The organism is Pseudomonas sp. xss_4 (assembly GCF_043104125.1).
Taxonomy (GTDB): Bacteria; Pseudomonadota; Gammaproteobacteria; order Pseudomonadales; family Pseudomonadaceae; genus Aquipseudomonas; species Aquipseudomonas parafulva_B.
Map to the genome: position 1 here is coordinate 12,804 of NZ_JBICKJ010000011.1, position 20,989 is coordinate 33,792.

Annotated in this window: 19 protein-coding genes; 9 read left to right on the forward strand and 10 right to left on the reverse strand. The window is 62.4% G+C overall.

Annotated elements, in window-relative coordinates:
* Positions 1–12 precede the first annotated feature (12 nt).
* From ACF8GB_RS00995 to tsaA, 4 genes are all read left to right on the forward strand, one after another.
* Complete coding sequence (locus ACF8GB_RS00995; RefSeq protein WP_078478129.1) at positions 13–468, forward strand: GNAT family N-acetyltransferase; 456 nt, start codon at positions 13–15, stop codon at positions 466–468.
* A gap of 75 nt (positions 469–543) precedes the next feature.
* Positions 544–1,254: an rRNA pseudouridine synthase gene (locus ACF8GB_RS01000; protein WP_196121754.1), complete on the forward strand. Its 711-nt coding sequence runs from the start codon at positions 544–546 to the stop codon at positions 1,252–1,254.
* 49 nt (positions 1,255–1,303) lie between these two features.
* Positions 1,304–1,765, forward strand: a complete 462-nt coding sequence (locus tag ACF8GB_RS01005) for a DUF1456 family protein (protein WP_196126795.1) — start codon at positions 1,304–1,306, stop codon at positions 1,763–1,765.
* A 6-nt stretch (positions 1,766–1,771) separates the two neighbouring features.
* On the forward strand, positions 1,772–2,464 hold the full coding sequence (gene tsaA, locus ACF8GB_RS01010; protein ID WP_058638541.1) for a tRNA (N6-threonylcarbamoyladenosine(37)-N6)-methyltransferase TrmO: 693 nt from the start codon (positions 1,772–1,774) through the stop codon (positions 2,462–2,464).
* Between the two features lie 117 nt (positions 2,465–2,581).
* On the opposite strand, the gene ACF8GB_RS01015 is transcribed toward tsaA, so the two are convergent.
* From ACF8GB_RS01015 to ACF8GB_RS01030, 4 genes are all read right to left on the reverse strand, one after another.
* Positions 2,582–3,904: a dicarboxylate/amino acid:cation symporter gene (locus ACF8GB_RS01015; protein ID WP_058604330.1), complete on the reverse strand. Its 1,323-nt coding sequence runs from the start codon at positions 3,902–3,904 to the stop codon at positions 2,582–2,584.
* 284 nt (positions 3,905–4,188) lie between these two features.
* On the reverse strand, positions 4,189–5,535 hold the full coding sequence (locus ACF8GB_RS01020) for an ATP-binding protein (protein ID WP_058638515.1): 1,347 nt from the start codon (positions 5,533–5,535) through the stop codon (positions 4,189–4,191).
* The gene (locus tag ACF8GB_RS01025; RefSeq protein WP_023536231.1) at positions 5,532–6,209 is read right to left on the reverse strand and encodes a response regulator; all 678 of its coding nucleotides are present in this window, start codon (positions 6,207–6,209) and stop codon (positions 5,532–5,534) included. The genes ACF8GB_RS01020 and ACF8GB_RS01025 overlap by 4 nt, the downstream gene beginning before the upstream one ends.
* Positions 6,210–6,359: 150 nt before the next feature.
* Positions 6,360–6,965, reverse strand: a complete 606-nt coding sequence (locus tag ACF8GB_RS01030) for an outer membrane beta-barrel protein (RefSeq protein ID WP_023536250.1) — start codon at positions 6,963–6,965, stop codon at positions 6,360–6,362.
* Between the two features lie 129 nt (positions 6,966–7,094).
* On the opposite strand from ACF8GB_RS01030, the gene ACF8GB_RS01035 reads away from it, so the two are divergent.
* Positions 7,095–7,889 (forward strand): dienelactone hydrolase family protein, encoded by a 795-nt coding sequence (locus ACF8GB_RS01035; RefSeq protein ID WP_058604332.1) that lies wholly within the window; start codon positions 7,095–7,097, stop codon positions 7,887–7,889.
* A 156-nt stretch (positions 7,890–8,045) separates the two neighbouring features.
* The gene (locus tag ACF8GB_RS01040) at positions 8,046–8,747 is read left to right on the forward strand and encodes a 4'-phosphopantetheinyl transferase (RefSeq protein ID WP_058638517.1); all 702 of its coding nucleotides are present in this window, start codon (positions 8,046–8,048) and stop codon (positions 8,745–8,747) included.
* 3 nt (positions 8,748–8,750) lie between these two features.
* Here the strand turns inward: ACF8GB_RS01040 and ACF8GB_RS01045 are convergent, their stop codons facing one another.
* Positions 8,751–10,322 (reverse strand): ATP-binding protein, encoded by a 1,572-nt coding sequence (locus ACF8GB_RS01045; protein ID WP_182139888.1) that lies wholly within the window; start codon positions 10,320–10,322, stop codon positions 8,751–8,753.
* Between the two features lie 29 nt (positions 10,323–10,351).
* On the reverse strand, positions 10,352–11,050 hold the full coding sequence (locus tag ACF8GB_RS01050; RefSeq protein WP_392526444.1) for a response regulator: 699 nt from the start codon (positions 11,048–11,050) through the stop codon (positions 10,352–10,354).
* A gap of 674 nt (positions 11,051–11,724) precedes the next feature.
* Here ACF8GB_RS01050 and ACF8GB_RS01055 point away from each other — a divergent pair.
* The 3 genes from ACF8GB_RS01055 to ACF8GB_RS01065 all read left to right on the forward strand — a co-directional run bounded on the left by ACF8GB_RS01055 (position 11,725) and on the right by ACF8GB_RS01065 (position 17,905).
* Complete coding sequence (locus ACF8GB_RS01055; RefSeq protein ID WP_027914193.1) at positions 11,725–14,604, forward strand: ribonucleoside-diphosphate reductase subunit alpha; 2,880 nt, start codon at positions 11,725–11,727, stop codon at positions 14,602–14,604.
* A gap of 215 nt (positions 14,605–14,819) precedes the next feature.
* Entirely contained in the window at positions 14,820–16,073 is a 1,254-nt protein-coding gene (locus ACF8GB_RS01060) for a ribonucleotide-diphosphate reductase subunit beta (RefSeq protein ID WP_058604336.1), read from the forward strand.
* A gap of 545 nt (positions 16,074–16,618) precedes the next feature.
* Positions 16,619–17,905, forward strand: coding sequence for an MFS transporter (locus ACF8GB_RS01065; protein WP_058638520.1), 1,287 nt, complete (start codon positions 16,619–16,621; stop codon positions 17,903–17,905).
* A gap of 189 nt (positions 17,906–18,094) precedes the next feature.
* On the opposite strand, the gene ACF8GB_RS01070 is transcribed toward ACF8GB_RS01065, so the two are convergent.
* The 4 genes from ACF8GB_RS01070 to tagQ all read right to left on the reverse strand — a co-directional run bounded on the left by ACF8GB_RS01070 (position 18,095) and on the right by tagQ (position 20,943).
* Positions 18,095–18,553 (reverse strand): hypothetical protein, encoded by a 459-nt coding sequence (locus ACF8GB_RS01070; RefSeq protein WP_058638521.1) that lies wholly within the window; start codon positions 18,551–18,553, stop codon positions 18,095–18,097.
* 32 nt (positions 18,554–18,585) lie between these two features.
* Positions 18,586–19,026 carry a hypothetical protein gene (locus ACF8GB_RS01075; RefSeq protein WP_058638522.1) on the reverse strand — a complete coding sequence of 147 codons (441 nt, stop codon included), beginning with the start codon at positions 19,024–19,026 and terminating at the stop codon, positions 18,586–18,588.
* Positions 19,023–19,916 (reverse strand): NAD synthetase, encoded by an 894-nt coding sequence (locus ACF8GB_RS01080; protein WP_078479393.1) that lies wholly within the window; start codon positions 19,914–19,916, stop codon positions 19,023–19,025. The genes ACF8GB_RS01075 and ACF8GB_RS01080 overlap by 4 nt, the downstream gene beginning before the upstream one ends.
* Positions 19,917–20,043: 127 nt before the next feature.
* On the reverse strand, positions 20,044–20,943 hold the full coding sequence (gene tagQ, locus ACF8GB_RS01085; RefSeq protein ID WP_196142241.1) for a type VI secretion system-associated lipoprotein TagQ: 900 nt from the start codon (positions 20,941–20,943) through the stop codon (positions 20,044–20,046).
* Between the last annotated feature and the right edge of the window lie 46 nt (positions 20,944–20,989).

Genomic DNA, 20,989 nt, shown 5'->3' on the forward strand with positions numbered 1-20,989 from the left:
AGCAGGGACCCGATGCGCACCTTCTCGACCCTGGAAACGCCCCATCTCAGCGACTACCCCAAGCTGGTCAGCGTGTGGGAAAACGCGGTACGTGCAACGCACGCTTTCCTGCCCGAATACTACATCGTGCTGCTGCGCGACAAGGTACTGCGGCGCTACCTGGACGCGGTGATGCTGGTCTGTGCCCGTGGGCCTGATCGCAGCATCCAGGGTTTTGTCGGCGTGGCGGGCGGGCGCATCGACATGTTGTTCGTGGACCCGCAATGGCATGGCCGGGGTATCGGCAAACAGCTGCTGCAGCATGCTGTGCAGGCGTTGGACGCCCTGACCCTCGACGTCAACGAGCAGAACACCCAGGCGCTGGGCTTTTATCTGCACCAGGGCTTCGAAATCGTGGGCCGTTCGCCCAAGGACGGCCTGGGCCAGCCGTATCCATTGCTGCACATGCGCCGACGCGGCACGGCCTGATTGACACAGATTCCCGCCCCTCGCCCGGCGGGAAGGGTACAATGCAGCCTTTCATTGCCTTTGCGAATCGTCGTCATGTCCGAACCCGTCCGTCTGTCCAAACGCCTTGTCGAGCAGCTTGGCTGTTCCCGCCGCGAGGCTGAGTTGTATATCGAAGGAGGCTGGGTGACGGTCGATGGCGTGGTGGTCGAGCAGCCGCAGTTCAAGGTCGAGCAGCAGCATGTGGAGCTGCTGCCCGGCGCGCGCGCCGAGAGCCTGGAGCCGGTTACGCTGCTGCTGCACCAAGCCGCGGGCATGGACAATGAAACCGCCCGGCTTGGCATGAACATGACCAGCCTCAGCGAGGCCCATCGCGAAGGCGTGCGCCCCTTGCACGGGCATTTCACCCGCCAGGCTTGTATAGCACCGCTGGAACCGGGTGCCAGCGGCTTGCAGGTGTTTACCCAGGACTGGCGGGTTACCCGTAAGATCAACGCCGACCTGCGCAAGCTCGAACAGGAATTCGTCGTCCAGGTGCGCGGTGAGGCCAGTGCGCAGATGCTCGAGCGTCTGGCCCGCGGTGTGACCCGCAATGACCGCGAGTTGCCCAAGGCCAAGGCCAGCTGGCAGAACGAAACCCATTTGCGCCTGGTGCTGAAGAACCCGCAACCCGGCCAGATTTCCGAACTGTGCGCCTATCTGCGCCTGGAGTTGCTGGGCATGCGCCGCATACGCCTGGGTGGCGTTTCGATGGGCAAGCTGGCGCTGGGCCAATGGCGCTACCTGACGGGCACCGAACGTTTCTAAGTGAGATGCCGCGCGATGACGTGCGGCACAAGAACAGGATTTTGCAGCAATGAACCACAATGACGTCCTGCGCAGCCTGCGCTACATGTTGAAAGTCAATGACGCCAAGATGGCCGAGATCATCGGTTTGACCGGCCTGGACGTGAACCCTGTCGTCCTGGCGACCTATGTGAAGAAAGAAGAAGAGCCAGGCTTTGTGCGCTGCCCGGACCGGGTCATGGCGCACTTTCTTGACGGCCTGGTCATCTACCGTCGCGGCAAGGACGAAAGCCGTCCGGCACAACCTGTCGAGCTGCCGGTTACCAACAACCAGATCCTGAAGAAGCTGCGCGTGGCCTTCGAACTGAAGGAAGACGACCTGCACGCGATCTTGAAATCGGTCGATTTCCCCGTCAGCAAACCTGAGCTCAGCGCACTGTTTCGCAAGGCCGGCCATGACAACTACCGCCCGTGCGGCGACCAGTTGCTGCGCAATTTCCTCAAGGGCCTGACCCAGCGCGTGCACGGCTGAATGGTCATGCAGCATACGGTGGCGCCGGTGGGGATCGTGCGCTCCTGCTTCATGGAGAAGTTCGCCATTCCACGCCAGCCGCAGCTGGCACCGGCCGCACGCGGTGTGCTGGAACTGCTGCCCCCCTTCGACCAACCCGAGGCGGTCGAAGGGCTGGAACAGGTCAGCCACGTCTGGCTGCTGTTTCTGTTCCACCAGGCCCTGGAAGAAAAACCCAGGCTCAAGGTGCGCCCACCGCGCCTGGGGGGCAACAAGAGCATGGGCGTGTTCGCCACCCGCGCCACCCACCGGCCCAACGGCATCGGCCAGTCGGTGGTGCGGCTGGAGGGTGTTGAACCTGGCCGCTTGCTGCTGTCAGGCATCGACCTGCTTGACGGCACGCCGGTGCTGGACATCAAGCCTTACGTACCCTATGCCGACAGTGTCGAGGGTGCCCATAACCACATGGCCAGCGCTGCGCCAGTCGCCATTCCCGTGCAGTGGGCCAACAGCGCCCTGCCCCAGGCCCGCGAGCATGCGTTGCGGCTGGGCGAGCCCCTGGTGGCACTGATCGAGCAATGCCTGGCGCAAGACCCACGGCCGGCCTATCAGGTGCCTGTGGCCGAACGGGTGTATGGGGTGAAGTTCTGGGATGTGCAGGTCAGGTGGCACTACCCGCAGACGGATGTGATCTGCGTGCTTGAGGTGGTGCTGGCTTGAAGGTGCAATAGGGCCGCACCTGGAGGTTGTGCTGCCGCCATCGGCCGCAGGCACGAACTGCCGCCCATGAAAAAGGCGACCCGTCGGGTCGCCTTTTTTTGTGCCGTTACGTTGCGATCAACGCGCAGGACCTTCGGCAACGCCCAGGTCATCGGTTGGACGGGTGTCGATCAGCGGACCGCCACCGGAAGCCAACTCCGACGCCAGCGTGTCGTTGTCCATCTCCTTGACCCACTTGGCCACGACCACGGTGGCAACGGCGTTGCCCACCAGGTTGGTCAAGGCACGTGCTTCGGACATGAAGCGGTCGATACCCAGGATCAGGGCCAGGCCGGCAACCGGCAAGTGGCCAACAGCCGACAGCGTGGCCGCCAGTACGATGAAGCCCGAACCGGTAACACCGGCGGCGCCTTTGGAAGCGACCAGCAGCACCAGCAGCAGGGTGATCTGGTGGGTGATGTCCATCGGGGTGTCGGTGGCCTGGGCGATGAACACCGCAGCCATGGTCAGGTAGATCGAGGTGCCGTCCAGGTTGAACGAATAACCGGTCGGGATGACCAGGCCTACCACGGACTTCTTGGCACCCAGGCGCTCCATCTTGGCCAGCATGCGCGGCAGCGCGGACTCGGACGAGGAGGTGCCCAGCACGATCAGCAGTTCTTCACGGATGTAGCGGATCAGCTTCAGGACGCTGAAACCGTGGGCGCGGCAGATGCCACCGAGCACCACCAGCACGAACAGCAGGCAGGTGATGTAGAAGCACGCCATCAGGTAGCCGAGCTGCACCAGCGAGCCCACGCCGTACTGGCCGATGGTGAAGGCCATGGCGCCGAAGGCACCGATCGGGGCCAGCTTCATGATCATGTTGATGATGTTGAACATGACATGGGCGAAGCGATCGATCATGTCCAGGAACGGCTTGCCGTAGCTGCCCAGGCGATGCAGGGCGAAGCCGAACAGCACCGAGAACATCAGTACTTGCAGGATGTCGCCGTTGGCGAAGGCACCGACCACGGTATTGGGGATGACGTTGAGCAGGAAGCCTACGGTGGTCTGCTGCGCGCCGGCGGCAGCATAGGCGGCCACGCTGCTGGCATTGAGGGTGCTGACGTCGATGTGCATGCCCGCGCCGGGCTTGACCACGTTGACCACCACCAGGCCGATGATCAGCGCGATGGTGGAGACGATTTCGAAATACAGCAACGCATAGCCGCCCGTCTTGCCGACGGATTTCATGCTCTGCATGCCGGCGATACCGCTGACCACGGTGCAGAAGATGATCGGGGCGATGACCATCTTGATCAGTTTGACGAAGCCATCACCCAAGGGTTTGAGGGCAACACCCGTTTCCGGGTAGTAATGGCCGAGCAGAATACCGATGGTGATGGCAACCAACACCTGGACATACAGGGATTTGTAAAGCGGCTGACGTGTCGTCATGGCTGTTTTTCCTCAAGTGTGCCGCGCCACCCTGTTCCAGGGGTGCAGCACCTGAATCGCTAACCCTCCTGCACTTGGAGGGATTTGTCGTTGTGGTAGAGCTGCCTGTTGAGGCCTCTGCCAATAGCGATAGCAAGGGTGATGCCAAAATGCCCAAACCGGGTGCAGGCTGGGCTATTGCTGGCTTTCCATGCCCAACGGCGGGGCGAAACCTGAGCAAGGGTGGCGGGTTTCCGCCCGCTGGCGGAACTGGAGCGGCCCAGATGGCGGAAAACCGCCTGGGCTCATTCCAGATTGAAGGTGATACGGAAGGCGGCGCCACCAAGCGTCGAGTCATCGAGGCTCAGTTCGGCATCGTAGCTGTCGATGATGTCCTTCACCACAGCCAGGCCAATGCCTTGCCCCGGGTGCTGGCTGTCCAGCCGCTCGCCGCGCTCCAGAATGCGCTGGCGCTGATCGGCGGGCACGCCTGGGCCGTCATCTTCGATACACAGGGTCAGCCGTCCGGCTTCTCTGAACAGGCTTACCCTTATCTGGCCCAGGCTCAGGCGGTAGGCGTTTTCCAGAAGGTTACCCAGCAGTTCGAGCAATGCGCCCTGCTCCACGGGCACCCGTGCCTGGTCTGGCACCTGCAAGGTCACCTCCACGTGCTTGTCGCGATAGACCTTGGCCAGCGTGCTGCACAGGCTGTCGAGCAAGGGGCGTAGCACCACGCTATGGCGCACCAGGCCGCTCTTGCGCAGGCTGGCGCGTTGCAGTTGATAGTCGATCTGCTGGCTCATGCGTTCGATCTGGCTCTGCAGGACCCTGGCCTGCTCGCGCTCGCCGTTGTGCTGCTGCAGGCTTTCGCCCACCCCCTGCAACACGGCCAAGGGCGTCTTCAGGCTGTGCGCCAGGTCGTCCAGCGAGTCCCGGTAACGCTGGCGTTGCTCGCGCTCGCTTTGCAGCAGGCGGTTCAGCGAACCGGTCAGGCGCAGCAGTTCGCGGGGGTGCTGGGTACTCAGGCCGTCCCGCGCGCCGGATTCCAGATCGTCGAGCTCGCGGCTGAGCCGGCGCAGCGAGCGCAACCCCCAGGTCAACCCTGCCCAGAGCAGCGCCAGCAGTGCCAGCAAGGCAGCGCCGAAGCCCAGGTAGAGTTTTTCACGCAGGCCGTCGAGGGTGCGCTGGTAGTCGCGTACTGGCTGCAGGGCCACGATGCTGAAGGCAGCACTCTTGCCGCCCAGCAGCTTTATCTCGACGTCATAGACGAAGAATTCCTCACCGTTGGCCTGGTGGATGCGGGCGAACTCGTTTCCGCGGCCATCGTAGCGAGGCTGGTAGTTGATGTTCTGCGCTGCCGTGGCCCGGGACTGCCAGACCAGGTGGCCACTGCGGTCGAAGATGTACCCCAGCAGGCCGGTATAGGGCAGGTTGAAGCGCTCGTCAGGCAACAGCGCCGGCATCTGCAGCTGCCCGTTTTCGATACGCGCCGCCGAGATCAGTGTAGTCACGTCCGAGGCTAGGCGTTGCTCGATCGATTCCTGCAAGGCAAGGCTGAAGGCTTTCTGCAAGGCTGGCAGCAGCGCCAGCATGAACAGCACCGCCAACACGGCAGCGGCCAGCATCAGGCGCACGCGCAGGGATCGAATCATCGGCAGCGCTCGGTGAACAGGTAGCCAAGCCCGCGCACGGTATCGATGGGCTTGAAGCCGCATTCGCCTTCGAGCTTGCGCCGCAAGCGCCCGATGAGCACTTCGATGACGTTCGGATCACGCTCTTCATCGCCAGGGTAGAGCTGCTCCATCAGGCGATCCTTGGCCACCACCTGCTGGTGATGACGCATCAGGTACTCAAGGATGCGGTATTCATAGGCGGTCAGGCCCAGTGGCTGCTCGTCGAGCGTGGCCTGCTTGCGATTGAGGTCCAGGACCAACGGGCCGGCGGCGATGGTTGACTGGGTAAAGCCGCTGGAGCGGCGCAGCAGCGCATTGAGGCGCGCCTCCAGTTCTTCGAACTGGAACGGCTTGACCAGGTAGTCGTCGGCGCCAGCGGCCAGCCCTTCGACCTTGTCCTGCCAGTTGCCGCGGGCAGTGAGGATGAGGATGGGGAAGGTCTTGGCCTGGTTGCGCAGGCGCGTGATCAGCTCCAGACCACTGATGCCCGGCAGCCCCAGGTCGACCACTGCCAGGTCGAAGTGGTACTGCTCGGCCTGGTACAACGCTTCCTCGGCATTGGCGACCGCCTCGACCACGTGGCCACTTTCCCCCAGGCGGGTATAGAGGTGATGGCGAAGCAAGGCTTCGTCCTCGACCACCAGCAGTTTCATGTGCAGCTCCTTGATGGATGTGCCTGTACGGTGCCCAATGCTGACAAGCCAGCCCCACCGCGTGCGCCTACCGGCCCGATGGCCCAGCATGGCACTGGTTGGAGCTGGCTTGCCAGACCTGGGTCGCTACAGGATAACGCGACGGGCAGGTCAGAACTTGTAGGAAGCCGCCAGATAGGTCTGCGCGCTGCTGCTCAGGCGCAATGTACCGGCCTTCGGCGCGCCGTGGGGGCTGACTTCGGTGGCGGCATTGGTGCGCAGGTAACGGTAGCCCAGTTCGACCGAGGCCTTGTCGGTAATGTCCTGGATGACGCCTGCCTGCAGGCCGTAGGCGTAACCGTAGTCGGTGTCGCGGCTCAGGCCTGGCGATTCCTGGGACAGCTTGGTCATGCCCAGGGTACCGCCGCCGAACAGCTTGGTGGTATCGCCTACGGGCAGGAACAGGTCATAGCTGCCCAGCAGGTTTTCCTGGCGAAGTTTCAAGCCGCTGTGGTCACCGGAGACGTTGTCGTAGGTCATGTAGTAGCGACCTTGGTCATTGATACGGCCCAGGCGCACGCCCCAGGTACCGTCCTTGGCGATCACGCCGTCGGTGTTGAGGTGGTCGGTGTTGCGCTGCAGCAGGCCTGACTTGCGAACCTTGTCGCTGGTCTGGCCGTAGGTGAGGCTGGCGAAGTTTTCGTCGGCCGCCTGGGCGCTGGTCATGCCAGCGGCGCAGACGGCTACGGCGGCAAGCAGGGTGTTGAATGTTTTCATGGTGAGGTTACTCCAGTCGAGTGCGCTGTTGAGGTCTGGAAGCTAGAGTAAGCAGGGCACACTGAACCTCGACTGAACCCCTGCTGAACATTGACTGAACGAACCGATCGCAATCCAGGAGTAGTCACCATGCGCGCCTTGCTGGCCTTGACCTTGATGTGTACCGCCGCCTTCGCCCAGGCGGCGGTACAGACCCGCGAGATTCCCTATCAGGATGCCGACGGCAACCGGCTGGTGGGCTATTACGCCTATGACGACGCCGTCACCGGCAAGCGGCCTGGCATCGTGGTGGTGCATGAGTGGTGGGGGCTCAATGACTATGCCAAACGGCGCGCCCGGGACTTGGCAGCGCTGGGTTACAACGCCCTGGCTATCGATATGTACGGTGACGGCAAGCACACCGAGCACCCTCAAGACGCCCAGGCGTTCATGGCGGCAGCACTCAAGGACCCCAAGGCTGCTGCCAGGCGTTTCGACGCCGGGCTGGCGTTGCTCAAGCTGCAGCCCAACACCAACAAGCATGACCTGGGCGCTGTGGGGTACTGCTTTGGCGGCAAGGTGGTACTCGATGCCGCCAGGCGCGGCGAGAAGCTTGACGGGGTGGTGAGTTTCCATGGCGCCCTGGCTACCGCTACTCCAGCAAAGCCTGGGGTGGTGAGGGCGGCGATTCTGGTGGAGCACGGCGCGGCAGATAGCATGGTGACGGCCGAACAAGTGCAGGCCTTCAAGGCGGAGATGGACGCGGCGAAGGTGAATTACCGCTTCGTCAGCCTCGATGGGGCCAAGCACGGGTTCACCAACCCTGATGCCGACCGACTGAGCCATGGGGATCACGGCGGCCCGGACATTGGTTATGACAAGGCAGCCGACGACCGCTCCTGGGCAGACATGCAGGCGTTCTTCAAGCAAGTGTTCAATGAGTGATCACACGGGGCAGCCATGATGGGATGCCAGCGCTCACCGTGACAGGTAGGCAACACTGGGCGCGTCTTCATGCTTGTGTTGAAAACTTCGCCCATGTGCCGGGCAGCATCGCCCTGCACCTCCCGCAACCCCTGCTCAGCTGGCACAATACCGCGCATGACTACCCTTCCTGCCTGCTGTACCTCGCTTCGGCAACACTGGCCCTTGCCCCGCCCCCTGCCTGGCGCGGTGCTGGTCAGTTGCGCCTTCGACCCCACAAGCATTACCCCGGACGATTTCGCGCGTGCTGGCATCGTACCCAGTGCGGGCCTGCTACGTTCAGTCGCCAAGCGCCAGGCTGAATATGTCGCCGGACGGGTATGCGCGCGTGCTGCATTGCAGCAGTTGGATGGCCGGGACTACGTGCCCACCACCCACCAAGACCGCTCCCCCATCTGGCCTGCCGGTATCCGGGGCTCGATTACCCACGGTAAAGGCTGGGCGGCGGCGGTGGTTGCCGCCCAAAGCAGCTGTCGCGGGCTGGGGCTGGATCAGGAAGCGCTGCTCGATGACGAGCGCGCCGAGCGCCTGATGGGCGAGATCCTCACGCCGATGGAGCTGGAGCGCCTGGACCACCGGCAGTTGGGCCTGGCCGTGACCCTGACCTTCTCGCTGAAGGAAAGCCTGTTCAAGACGCTCTACCCCCTCACTGGTCAGCGCTTTTACTTCGAACATGCCGAGCTGCTCGAATGGTCCGCTGAAGGGCTGGCCACGCTGCGCCTGCTCACCGACCTGTCCGCCCAATGGCGCAAGGGCGATCAATTGCAGGGGCAATTCTGCCTGCAGGACGGCCATTTGCTGAGCCTGGTCAGCGCCTGAGGCCTACAACGGCGCCTGTTGCCGCGGCCAGGCGAGGCTGAAACAGGCGCCTCCCAGGGCCTTGCCATGGCCTACCGTGGCACGGCCTGCGTGCCAATAGATGATACGGCGCACGATCGACAAACCCAGGCCATGGCCACCGGAGGCCCGGGTCCGGCTGTCGTCCAGGCGCATGAACGGCGTGAAGATGCGGTCCCACACCCCTTCCGGGATGCCTGGGCCGTCATCTTCCACATCGATACGGCAGACCTGCGGGCCTAGCTGGTAGCGCACGCGCACCTCATGCTCGGCATGGCGCAGGGCATTGCTCACCAGGTTCTGCACGGCGCGGTGCAGGTAGCGGGGTTCTGCCTCGACCCAGGAGGTCTCGCCTTCGACGCCCTGGCAATCGCCTCGCAGCAGGCGTATCTCACGGCGCAGTGGAGCCAATTCGGCAATGACCTGATCGAGTAAGGCATCCAGGTCGATACGCTGGAATGTCAGCGCCGGAGCGCCCTGCTCGAGGCGCGCGTAGGTGAGCATTTCGTCGACCAGCTTGTCCAGGTCCTGGATGTCGCCGTCCATGCCGGCAAGGTGCTTGGCGCGGGCCTGCTCGGTGGCGGCGCTTTCGACCATTTCCAGACCGAAGCGCAAGCGGGCCACGGGGGTGCGCAGCTCGTGCGACACGGCACGCACCAGCTCGCGCTGCATGGACAGCGAGCGCTGCAAGTGCTCGGCCATGCCATTGAATGCAGCGGCCAGGCGCCCGACCGAGTCGGCATCGCCTGCGGGGACGCGTGTGTCCAGGCTGCCCTGGGCGATGCCCGCCGCGGCCAGCGCCAGGCCGGACACGCGCCGCTCCAGTTGGCGCACCAGCAGGTAGACCACCAGGCCAATCAGGCTCAGCCCAACCAGGGTGATCAATACCAGCAACTGGGGTGGGTAAGGGTTGAGCTGGTGCAAGGGCCCGATCTCCAGTACCCACGGCGAGCCGGAGAGCCCGGCGAACACGCGTATGGAATCGCCATCCATGCCCAGCGCCATCACCGTGTCACCCTCCTCCACCCGGCGCCGCTGATCGTCATCCAGGCTGGCCCGCTCGATGCGCTGCAGGGCAACCCCGAACCCGAAGCCCTTGTCGCGCTTGATCTGCTCCAGGCGCTGCTGCTGTTCGGTCACCGGGTAACGCACCAACTCGTCGGCCAGCAAGTAGAGGGTCGCGCGGGCCAGTTGCTCGCTGATCTGCCTGACCTGGGCGACCAGCAGCAGGTCCTGCTGCCCTACCCTGCGCAACACCCGAGCCGCATGCGGGCCGGTCTTCTCGACCACCACGAGGCTGCGGTACAGGCGCGCGCGTTGTGTGCCATCGAGGGCGAAGGCCGACATGGGCTGCAATTGCAGCGGCACCCCCAGCAGCCGCCCCCACAGCAGCAGGGAACGCTTGCGCTCGGTGTCGCTCTGCAAGGCCAGGTTGTCTGCCATGAGGCTGAACGTGCCTTGGGCCAGGCCCTCGCGATGCTGGGCGGCACGTACTTCGTTGACCAGGTGCAGGCTGAGCACCCCCAGCAGCGCCACCAGCACCAGCACCGCCAGCATGCCGCCGTAAATGCGCAGGAAAATGGAGTTCACGGGCATTGGCCCACAAACAGATAGCCTTTGCTGCGCAGGGTCTTGATCAACCGGGGTTGGATGGGGTCGTCGCCGATGCGAGGGCGGATGCGGGAAATGCGTATGTCGATGGAGCGGTCCTGGCCGTCATAGCCGACACCGCGCAGCGCCGTGGATATCTGTTCGCGGGTCAGTACCTTGCCAGCGTTGCTGGCCAGCAGCCACAGCAGGTCGAATTCGGCGCCCGTAAGCTCGATCTGCCGCTCGCCGAGCCACGCCTCACGCACCCGGCTGTCGATGCGCAGCGCGCCGAAGGTCAGGTCCTGGCGCTTGCCCGCAGGCGCCTCGCTGCGACGCAGCAGGGCCTGGATGCGCGCCAGCAACAGCCGGGGGCGTACGGGCTTGCACACGTAGTCGTCTGCGCCGATGTCCAGCCCTTGCACCTGATCCAGCTCGTCGGTGCGTGCCGTGAGCATCAGGATGGGCCCAGGGTATCGGCTGCGCACGCGGCGACAGATGCTCATGCCATCTTCCCCCGGCAACATCACATCCAGCATGACCAGGTCCGGCTGGGTATCGATGATGCGTCGCGCTGCACGCGCACCATCGCCATCGACACTGACCGCGTACCCTTGGGCGCTCAGGTATTCGGCGGTCAGCTCGGCCAGACGCTGATCGTCTTCGACAATGAGGATGCGCGGTGGCGTTGGATCCATGGCGTAGGGCCTGTTAGTGCTGTTTTTCCCTGGATAGTACGACCAGGGCCCTGCCGAGCCAACCCACTGGATGGTTCTGCGGACAAAGATCCGAGTGCGTTGGCAGCCCCTGAAAAAAACTGCCCAGCGGCAAGCAGACGCAGAAAAATACTTCAAACCAGTGGGCACAAGGCCTACAGCGAATACTTACGTTTCACTCACAAAGTACCCACAAGATATCCACAGCCGCTCGCCTTGCAAACACCCCCATACCGCATTATCTTGTATCGCGATCGCGACGAACCACTAGATATAGGGGTTCGTGCAAAATCACTTACAAAAGTCAACCCGCAAAATCATCGGATTTTTCGGCTGAACTTACGGTGGTTTCAGCAGCCAAACCGCTCCTGCGGAGGCGACCGAGGCAAGCCCTGCCAGGGCCTTGTTCGGGCATGGGTGCACCAGGCGAGCCTGGCACTCATCAGCAACAGATTCCGGCAACCCGGAACTTTTGACTTCGGCCAGGGAGCGGCAAGCCATTGCCCTTATTCCTGAGTCTGTCCCGAAGTCGGTACGCCCGCGCGGACGGATGCGCTTGCGTTGCGCATCCCCGCCAGGCAATCGAGCAAGTGGACGGAACGGTGGGCGCCCAATTGGGCGCCTGATCAATATAGAAACTGTGGAGACACCCACCCATGCAAACCGACACGACTCGCGAGAACCCGCAGGCCAAGGCCCCGCAGGTTGCCGAATCCAATCAGGATCTGGCCGCCACTGCCCCTGGCCAACTGCGTGTGATCAAGCGTAACGGTACTGTCGTCCCTTACACCGACGACAAGATCACCGTGGCCATCACCAAGGCGTTCCTCGCAGTTGAAGGCGGTACCGCCGCCGCTTCGTCGCGCATTCACGACACCGTCGCGCGCCTGACCGAGCAGGTCTCGGCCACGTTCAAGCGTCGCATGCCATCGGGTGGCACCATCCACATCGAAGAAATCCAGGACCAGGTCGAACTGGCCCTGATGCGCGCCGGCGAGCAGAAAGTCGCCCGTGACTACGTCATCTACCGTGAGCAGCGCGCCAAGGAGCGCGCCACCCGCGTCAGCACCGACGCCGTGGTCGAGCCGCACCCAAGCATTCGCATCACCCTGGCCGACGGCAGCCTGGCGCCGCTGGACATGGCGCGCCTGAACACCATCATCAGCGAAGCCTGCGAAGGCCTGGCCGAAGTCGATGGCGACCTGATCCAGCGCGAAACCCTGAAGAACCTGTACGACGGCGTGGCCATCAAGGACGTCAACACCGCCCTGGTGATGACTGCGCGCACCCTGGTCGAGCGTGAGCCGAACTACTCGTTTGTCACCGCTCGCCTGCTGATGGACACCCTGCGCGCCGAAGGCCTGGCCTTCCTGAACGTTGCCGACAGCGCCACGCACCACGAAATGGCCGACTTGTATGCCAAGGCCCTGCCGGCCTACGTCGCCAAGGGTGTGGAGTTCGAGCTGCTCAACCCGGCACTGGCAGCCTATGACCTGGAGCGCCTGGGCAAGGCCATCGATCACGAGCGTGACCAGCAGTTCACCTACCTGGGCCTGCAAACCCTGTACGACCGCTACTTCATCCACAAGGATGGCGTGCGCTTCGAGCTGCCACAGGTGTTCTTCATGCGTGTGGCCATGGGCCTGGCACTGGAAGAAAAGGACAAGGAAGCGCGCGCGATCGAGTTCTACAACCTGTTGTCGTCCTTCGACTACATGGCCTCGACCCCGACCCTGTTCAACGCCGGCACCCTGCGCCCGCAGCTGTCGAGCTGCTACCTGACCACCGTCCCGGACGACCTGTCGGGCATCTACCACGCGATCCATGACAACGCCATGCTGTCCAAATTCGCAGGTGGCCTGGGCAACGACTGGACGCCGGTGCGTGCACTGGGCTCCTACATCAAGGGCACCAATGGCAAGTCCCAGGGCGTCGTGCCGTTCCTCAAAGTCGTGAACGACACCGCTGTTGCGGTCAACCAGGGCGGCAAGCGCAAGGGCGCTGTGTGTGCCTACCTGGAAACCTGGCACCTGGACATCGAAGAATTCATCGAGCTGCGCAAGAACACCGGTGATGATCGCCGTCGTACCCACGACATGAACACTGCCAACTGGATCCCTGACCTGTTCATGAAGCGTGTCTTCGACGACGGCAAGTGGACCCTGTTCTCGCCCTCGGAAGTGCCAGACCTGCACGACCTGACCGGCAAGGCCTTCGAAGAGCGTTACGAGTACTACGAAGCCCTGACCGAGTACAACAAGATCAAGGTGTTCAAGACCATCCAGGCCAAGGACCTGTGGCGCAAGATGCTCTCGATGCTGTTCGAGACCGGCCACCCGTGGCTGACCTTCAAGGACCCGTGCAACCTGCGCTCGCCTCAGCAGCACGTGGGCGTGGTGCACAGCTCGAACCTGTGCACCGAGATCACCTTGAACACCAACAAGGACGAGATCGCGGTCTGCAACCTGGGCTCGATCAACCTGCCGAACCACATTGTCGATGGCAAGCTGGACACCGCCAAACTGCAACGCACCGTCAACACGGCCGTGCGCATGCTCGACAACGTGATCGACATCAACTATTACTCGGTGCCGCAAGCGCGTAACTCGAACCTCAAGCATCGTCCGGTGGGCCTGGGCATCATGGGCTTCCAGGATGCGCTGTACCTGCAGCACATCGCCTACGGCTCCGACGCTGCCGTCGAATTCGCCGACAAGTCGATGGAAGCGGTCAGCTACTTCGCCATCCAGGCCTCCTGCGACCTGGCCGATGAGCGCGGTGCCTACGAGACGTTCCAGGGCTCGCTGTGGTCCAAAGGCATCCTGCCGCTGGACTCGCAACAGATCCTGATCGAGGCCCGTGGCCAGAAGTACATCGACGTCGACCTGAACGAAACCCTGGACTGGGCGCCGGTCCGTGCCCGTGTACAGAAAGGTATTCGTAACTCGAACATCATGGCCATCGCGCCAACCGCGACCATCGCCAACATCACCGGCGTGTCGCAGTCGATCGAGCCGACCTACCAGAACCTTTACGTGAAATCGAACCTGTCGGGCGAGTTCACCGTGATCAACCCGTACCTGGTTCGCGACCTCAAGGCCCGTGGCCTGTGGGACTCGGTCATGATCAACGACCTGAAGTACTACGACGGTTCGGTACAGCAGATCGAGCGTATTCCACAAGAGCTCAAGGAGCTGTACGCCACGGCCTTCGAAGTGGAAACCAAGTGGATCGTCGACGCCGCTTCCCGTCGTCAGAAGTGGATCGACCAGGCTCAATCGCTGAACCTGTACATCGCCGGTGCTTCGGGCAAGAAGCTGGACGTGACCTACCGCATGGCCTGGTACCGTGGTCTGAAAACCACCTACTACCTCCGTGCCCTGGCCGCTACCAGCACCGAGAAGTCGACCATCAACACCGGCAAGCTTAACGCCGTGTCCAGCGGTGGCGACAGCGCCCCGGTCCAGGCAGCCGGCCCTGCGCCAGTGCCCAAGGCCTGCGCGATCGACGAGCCGGACTGCGAAGCCTGCCAGTAAGGCCAGGCCGAGGCTTCCTGCGGGAAGCCTCTTTTTTGTAGAGCTGTATGCAAGCCTGCGGGTATGGCGCTGCCGCCCCGCTACTCGATACAAAAGCCGCAGCCGCGCCGCTGGGGCCAGCCCGCCACGGGCACCGCTGATTTGCGTGCACCGCACCGCAACCAAGATCTACCGGCCATACTCCACAGATGGCCCTCGAGCAGGAGACTCTCACCATGCTGAGCTGGGACGAATTCGATAAAGAAGATGACGGCGAAATCGCCGCCAAAGGCAATACCCCTGCGCAGGCACACGCCGCCGCCACCCTCGACAAGCTCGACAGCGCCGGCGGTGCCGCGGCCCTGGAAGCTCGGGCTGCCACGGCGTCGGACTCCGAGGCCGTCAAGCGCGCCAAGGCGGCCCTGGACGCCTTGGACGTTGCCGAAGGCCTGGCTGAGCTGGAAGGCTCCTCCGCCCGTGTGGCGGTGGATGAGAAGCGCATGATCAACTGCCGCGCCGACCTCAACCAGCTGGTCCCGTTCAAGTACGACTGGGCCTGGCAGAAGTACCTCGACGGCTGCGCCAACCACTGGATGCCGCAGGAGGTCAACATGACCGCCGACATCGCCCTGTGGAAGAGCCAGGACGGCCTGACCGAGGACGAGCGCCGCATCGTCATGCGCAACCTGGGCTTCTTCTCCACGGCCGACTCGCTGGTTGCCAACAACCTGGCCCTGGCCGTATACCGCCTGATCACCAACCCCGAGTGCCGCCAGTACATCCTGCGCCAGGCCTTCGAGGAGGCGATCCACACCCACGCCTACCAGTACTGCATCGAGTCGCTGGGCATGGATGAAGGCGAGATCTTCAACATGTACCACGAGATCCCGTCGGTCGCGAAAAAAGCGGCCTGGGGCCTTAAGTACACCCGCGCCATCTCCGATCCGGAATTCAACACCGGCACCGTCGAGACTGACAAGGAACTGCTGCGCAACCTGATCGCCTACTACTGCGTGCTGGAAGGCATCTTCTTCTATTGCGGCTTCACCCAGATCCTGTCCATGGGCCGCCGCAACAAGATGACTGGCGTGGCCGAGCAGTTCCAGTACATCCTGCGTGACGAGTCGATGCACTTGAACTTCGGTATCGACGTGATCAACCAGATCAAGATCGAAAACCCGCACCTGTGGGATGCGGCGATGAAGGAAGAAGCCACCCAGATGATCCTGCAAGGGACCCAGCTGGAGATCGAATACGCCCGTGACACCATGCCACGCGGGGTATTGGGCATGAACGCAGCGATGATGGAGGACTACCTCAAGTTCATCGCCAACCGTCGCCTGACGCAGATCGGCCTGAAGGAAGAGTACCCAGGCACGACCAACCCGTTCCCGTGGATGAGCGAGATCATGGACTTGAAGAAGGAGAAGAACTTCTTCGAGACGCGGGTGATCGAGTATCAGACCGGTGGGGCGTTGAGCTGGGATTGATCCTCAAGCGCGTAGGTTTTCACTTCCGGCTGAAGTTTTTTCACCAACACTAAACTGAACCCTCCTGCTACAAGCGATGTTGATTGAGTGCACAAGGCCCGGATGAGCTCATTGTGCACTCAATCCCTCTGAAATTTTCTTATTCAGCTTTTGTACTGAAATCCAGTCAACGCTGAACCCTTCACTGCACCTCCGACACGTGCTACAGCAGGCGGAAAGTCTACGGCCGATGTAGCGGAGGTCGCTCACCTGTTGCCTGGCGACAAAAACGTTATCTGGTGCCAACGCGGGTTGTACCGGCGTGGAGAAGCAGCCGGAGCCTGGAAAAAGACCAGTGATCTGACAAATCTGCGGCTGAAAATCGGTTCTTTCGTCAAACGATGACCTTTGCGAATGGGTACAAGCGCCTGTTAGCTCTCGTGTCGCGTGAGTGCGCCCTGCGCTGCAGTGATCAGAATGTTTCATTAAGCATTTCAGGATGTGTCCAGCATAATCGAGGCGCTTGACCGCTCAAAAACGAACAGATTTATGCTGGAGAACCGTCTATGCCCGCTTCGCCTCCCGCCCGGTCCAAGGCCGCGGCGGTTCTACGTGTCACATCTGGTAACTTCCTCGAACAATTTGACTTCTTCCTGTTCGGTTTCTACGCCACCCAAATCGCTTCAGCTTTCTTCCCAGCCTCCAGCGAATTCGCCTCGCTGATGATGACCTTCGCGGTGTTCGGCGCCGGTTTCCTCATGCGGCCACTGGGGGCGGTGATTCTGGGCGCTTACATCGACGATGTGGGCCGCCGCAAAGGCCTTATCGTCACGCTGTCAATCATGGCGAGTGGCACGCTGCTCATCGTCCTGGTCCCTGGCTTTGCCACGATCGGCTATTGGGCACCCGCGCTCGTACTACTTGGCCGCTTGCTGCAAGGCTTCTCCGCCGGTGCTGAACTGGGTGGGGTATCGGTCTATCTAGCCGAAATGGCTACACCAGGTCGCAAAGGGTTCTATACCAGCTGGCAATCCGGCAGCCAACAGGTCGCCATCGTGGTCGCCGCTGCGTTGGGTTACGGGCTGAACCAAAGCCTGGCGCCGGCCGAGATCAGCGAGTGGGGCTGGCGAATTCCGTTCGCCGCTGCCTGCCTGATCATCCCGTTCATCTTCTTCCTGCGCCGTAACCTGCAAGAAACCGAAGCGTTCGAGAAGCGTCAGCATCGCCCGACCATGAAGCAAGTGATCGCCACCCTCGGCCGCAACTCATCGGTAGTCATCGCGGGCATGTTGATGGTCGCCATGACCACCAGCGCTTTCTACCTGATCACCGTGTACGCGCCGACCTTTGGTAAGACTGTGCTCAACCTGAGCGCAAACGACGCGCTGCTGGTGACGCTTCTGGTAGGCGTGTCCAACTTTATCTGGCTACCCATCGGCGGCACGCTCAGCGACCGTTTCGGTCGTAAACCAATCCTGATCGCCATGACCGTACTCACCTTGTTCACCGCTTACCCGGCACTGTCTTACCTGGCCCATGCGGCAAGCTTCGCGCACATGCTTGAGGTACTGCTGTGGTTCTCCTTCCTCTATGCGATGTACAACGGTGCGATGATCCCGGCGCTCACGGAAATCATGCCAGTCGAAGTGAAGGTAGCGGGCTTTTCCCTAGCCTACAGTTTGGCTACGGCTCTGTTCGGCGGTTTCACACCGGTCATGTCGACTTGGTTGATCCATGAAACCGGTGACAAAGCAGCGCCTGCTTACTGGGTCGCATTTGCTGCACTGTGTGCGCTGTGCTCGACGGTTGTGTTGTATCGTCGAATGGCAAGGAAGGATCGGGTTCCAATTTGAACCATCGTGAGCCATGAGTTGCCAGGGACCCGTGTCCCTGGCAGTGCCGTTATCCGCCCAGAGTGGGTCGAGCGCTCAGGCCACGCAAGTGGAAAGCAGATGGAAGCGCTAATGGCACCAGAGAGACCGGTGTCACTCCCCCTCAGTCCGCTGTTCACCTTATGGTTGCAGCGCAAGCCGTCACCCACGTTAGTGATCACCACCCGGCTCCACCCGCTGCACGGCAACCTGCTGGCGGGTGGTCATGTCGGCCAGTATCACCTCCCCTTCCTGGTGCGTCGGGGTGATCATCAGCGAGCGGACAAAGTGCTCGTTGCCGCCCTTGCGCTCCTGCACGTTCTCGAACGCCACAACGACCGTATCGTTGCGCCAGTTGCTGATATCGAAGCCGCCGGCGGCAATGAACTCGCGGATGTCGCGCACGTCGTTGAAGGTGTTAGCGGGCAGGATCAGCAAGCGGTCTTTGAGAAATACCTCGTAGTACTGGCGAGACCCAGCAGGCCAGTTGTGCGCTACCACGTGCTCGATGCGCCAGTGATGGACGTCGTTTTCATACACCACGACGCGTTCGACCTTGTGCCCGTTGCAGGCGGCGAGCAAGGGCAACAGCAAACCGCCAAGCCAGGTACGCTTTTGGCGCAGATTCATTCAGATAGCCTCGTTACATCAACACAAAGGTGTCATTTACCGGCTTTCGCTACCCGGCGGTTGAATTTACGGATGTCCCGATACTCCATCAGGCGAACACGCATGTCCCGGTAGCGCTGGCTGTTGATGATCAGCAGAGCCAGCAAACCGAACACCAGGACGGAAATATACCCCCCCATGTGCGGGCGATAACCGTAGCTGGGCAATGCGGCGAGCAAGGCAACCACGAGGATGCCGACCACACCGCGCACGCCCCAGGCAAAGCCACGCACCATGGCGATATGCGAGGCGGCGCTCACTACACCGGCTGCCGCCAGCACCATCACCGAGAGTTCAGGGTCTGAACCGCGCATATAGGTGGAGAACACCAGCGAGACGGTACCGCCCAGCGCCATGCAGGAAAAGAAAAACTCGGCAATGAACACGCCGAAATAACGGGAAAGGAATGCTTGCAGTTCCTGGCCATGGGTCATTCGTCAATTTCCTCATAAAGCCCCACGGCAACCGACTGCACGAAGCTACTGCTGGCAAAACCCGACAAGCCGCCAATCGAGTCCTTGATCAAGGTATGCGTGGCGTGCTGGATTTGGGTGGGGGTGAAACGCTTGATCGCGGTACCCGCCGCCTGCTTCAGCTTCAGCTGCTTGGCGGTGAGCGACGGGTGCTTGATCTGCAGAAGTTCCTCGGCCAGGGCCTTGCGCTGCTGCCGCGACAGGCTCTGGAACAGCTCTCTCCAGCCCTTGCCGGTCGCCGCTTTGCGTGCCTGCAGGAAACGCACGGTGGTCAGGCTCGATGCGCCCACACCGGCCAGCGCTACGCCGTCGAGTATGCTCATTACCGTCTGGACCGTGTCATTACTGTCGAGCCAGTCGTTCTGCCCAGGGTCGAACACTTCGTTGAACACCCGATACCCGCCCATCATGCACTGCCCGGTCCCTGCCGCTGCGGCGGCATAACCGACCGCCGTCAACACCATGCTGGCGCCGCCAGTGAAAGGTACGGCAATGGTGCCGCTGAACATGACGACCCAACCCAGGTAGGCCGACAGGCAACTCAAACTGGCGTTCACGGCCTCTGCCATCACCTTGCGCTCACGAGCGCCGGTCTGCAGCTGGGTCATGAACTGTTCAGGTGACTTGTAAGGTGGCGCCTCCTGCAAAATCACGCGCTTGGGCGCGATGCTGCAGATCGGCTTGAATTCGCGCAGGACGATCACGTTGTACTGGGCATCGATGTAGACAACACCCGCGCCAACGATACCCGGGTCGGAATCAATGGCCCTGAATAGCTTCTGCTGGTCGAGGGTCAGCAACAACCGCTGGCGTGCCATTTGCTGCCGGTAGCCGCCGAGCACGTCGGTCATCAGGTCTGTCACAACAACTCTCCTAGTTTCAAAAAGCCGCTGCGCCGGCGCAACCGCGGCCCAGGCAGGTCAGGCGACCTGCACACGGGCTGCGGGTGCAGCGGCGCGAGCGCAACGCAGCGTGGGATTACACGTTCGGGCACGGTACCGGCGCCCAGTCACCCATGTCGGGGCTGCGGCACATCTTGTTGACCTGGTCCACGCCAGCGTTGGCCACCTGTTGGGCCTCGGCCTTCTTGGTGGCGGCCTTCTGCAGGGTCTTCTCGGTGGCTACGGCCTCTTGCGGCACGGCCTTGTTGACCTTCTTGGCCTGGGTCTTCTTGCCGGTGGTCTTGGCCGGTGCGGCCACGGTGGCGACTTCGGTACGCGCCACGCCGACCTGCTTGAGGTCCTGCTCGTAGGCCTGGGTGTAGCTGTCGAGGTTTTCCGCGACGCGGCCATTGACGGTGGCCAGCAGCTTGTTCGACTCCTGCAGGCCCGAGACGATCTCGGCCAGGCGCTTGCGCCCTTCGGTGTCGTTGATGCGGTTGGCCTTGCGGCCTGCGATCAGGCTGGTGAACTCACGCTGGTAGCAGCTTTGCGAAGCCTTGGCATAGGCCGTAGTGCGGTCCAGGTCGGCGGCGCTCTTGTCAATGTCGGTGGCGTACGAGGCGATGCGCTGCTTGTCGTCGCTGATCTGCTTCTGGCGCTCGGTGTAGTAGCCGGCGGCGCCACCCACCAGGGCACCACCTGCTGCACCGATGGCGGCATTGCGACCGCGGTTGTCGCCGTCGATCAGGGCGCCGGTCAAGGCACCGCCGAGGGCGCCGATGACCGCACCGCTGGCCACCGAGCGGGTCATGTCACCGTCGGTGGAACGCAGGTGCTGCACCGGCTCGTAGCAGCTCGGGTAGTACTCGACCTTGGTCGTGGCACCCACCTTGGACACCGGCGAGCTGGAGCAGCCGGCGACCAGGACAGTGCTGAAACCTGCGGCGAGCAGCAGGGCGGAACGGGCATGGGAAGCCGTGAAGAGGGTCTTGAGCATGTCACTTTCTCACGTGGTTGGTTAAAACGGCGGGCCTCATGCCCAC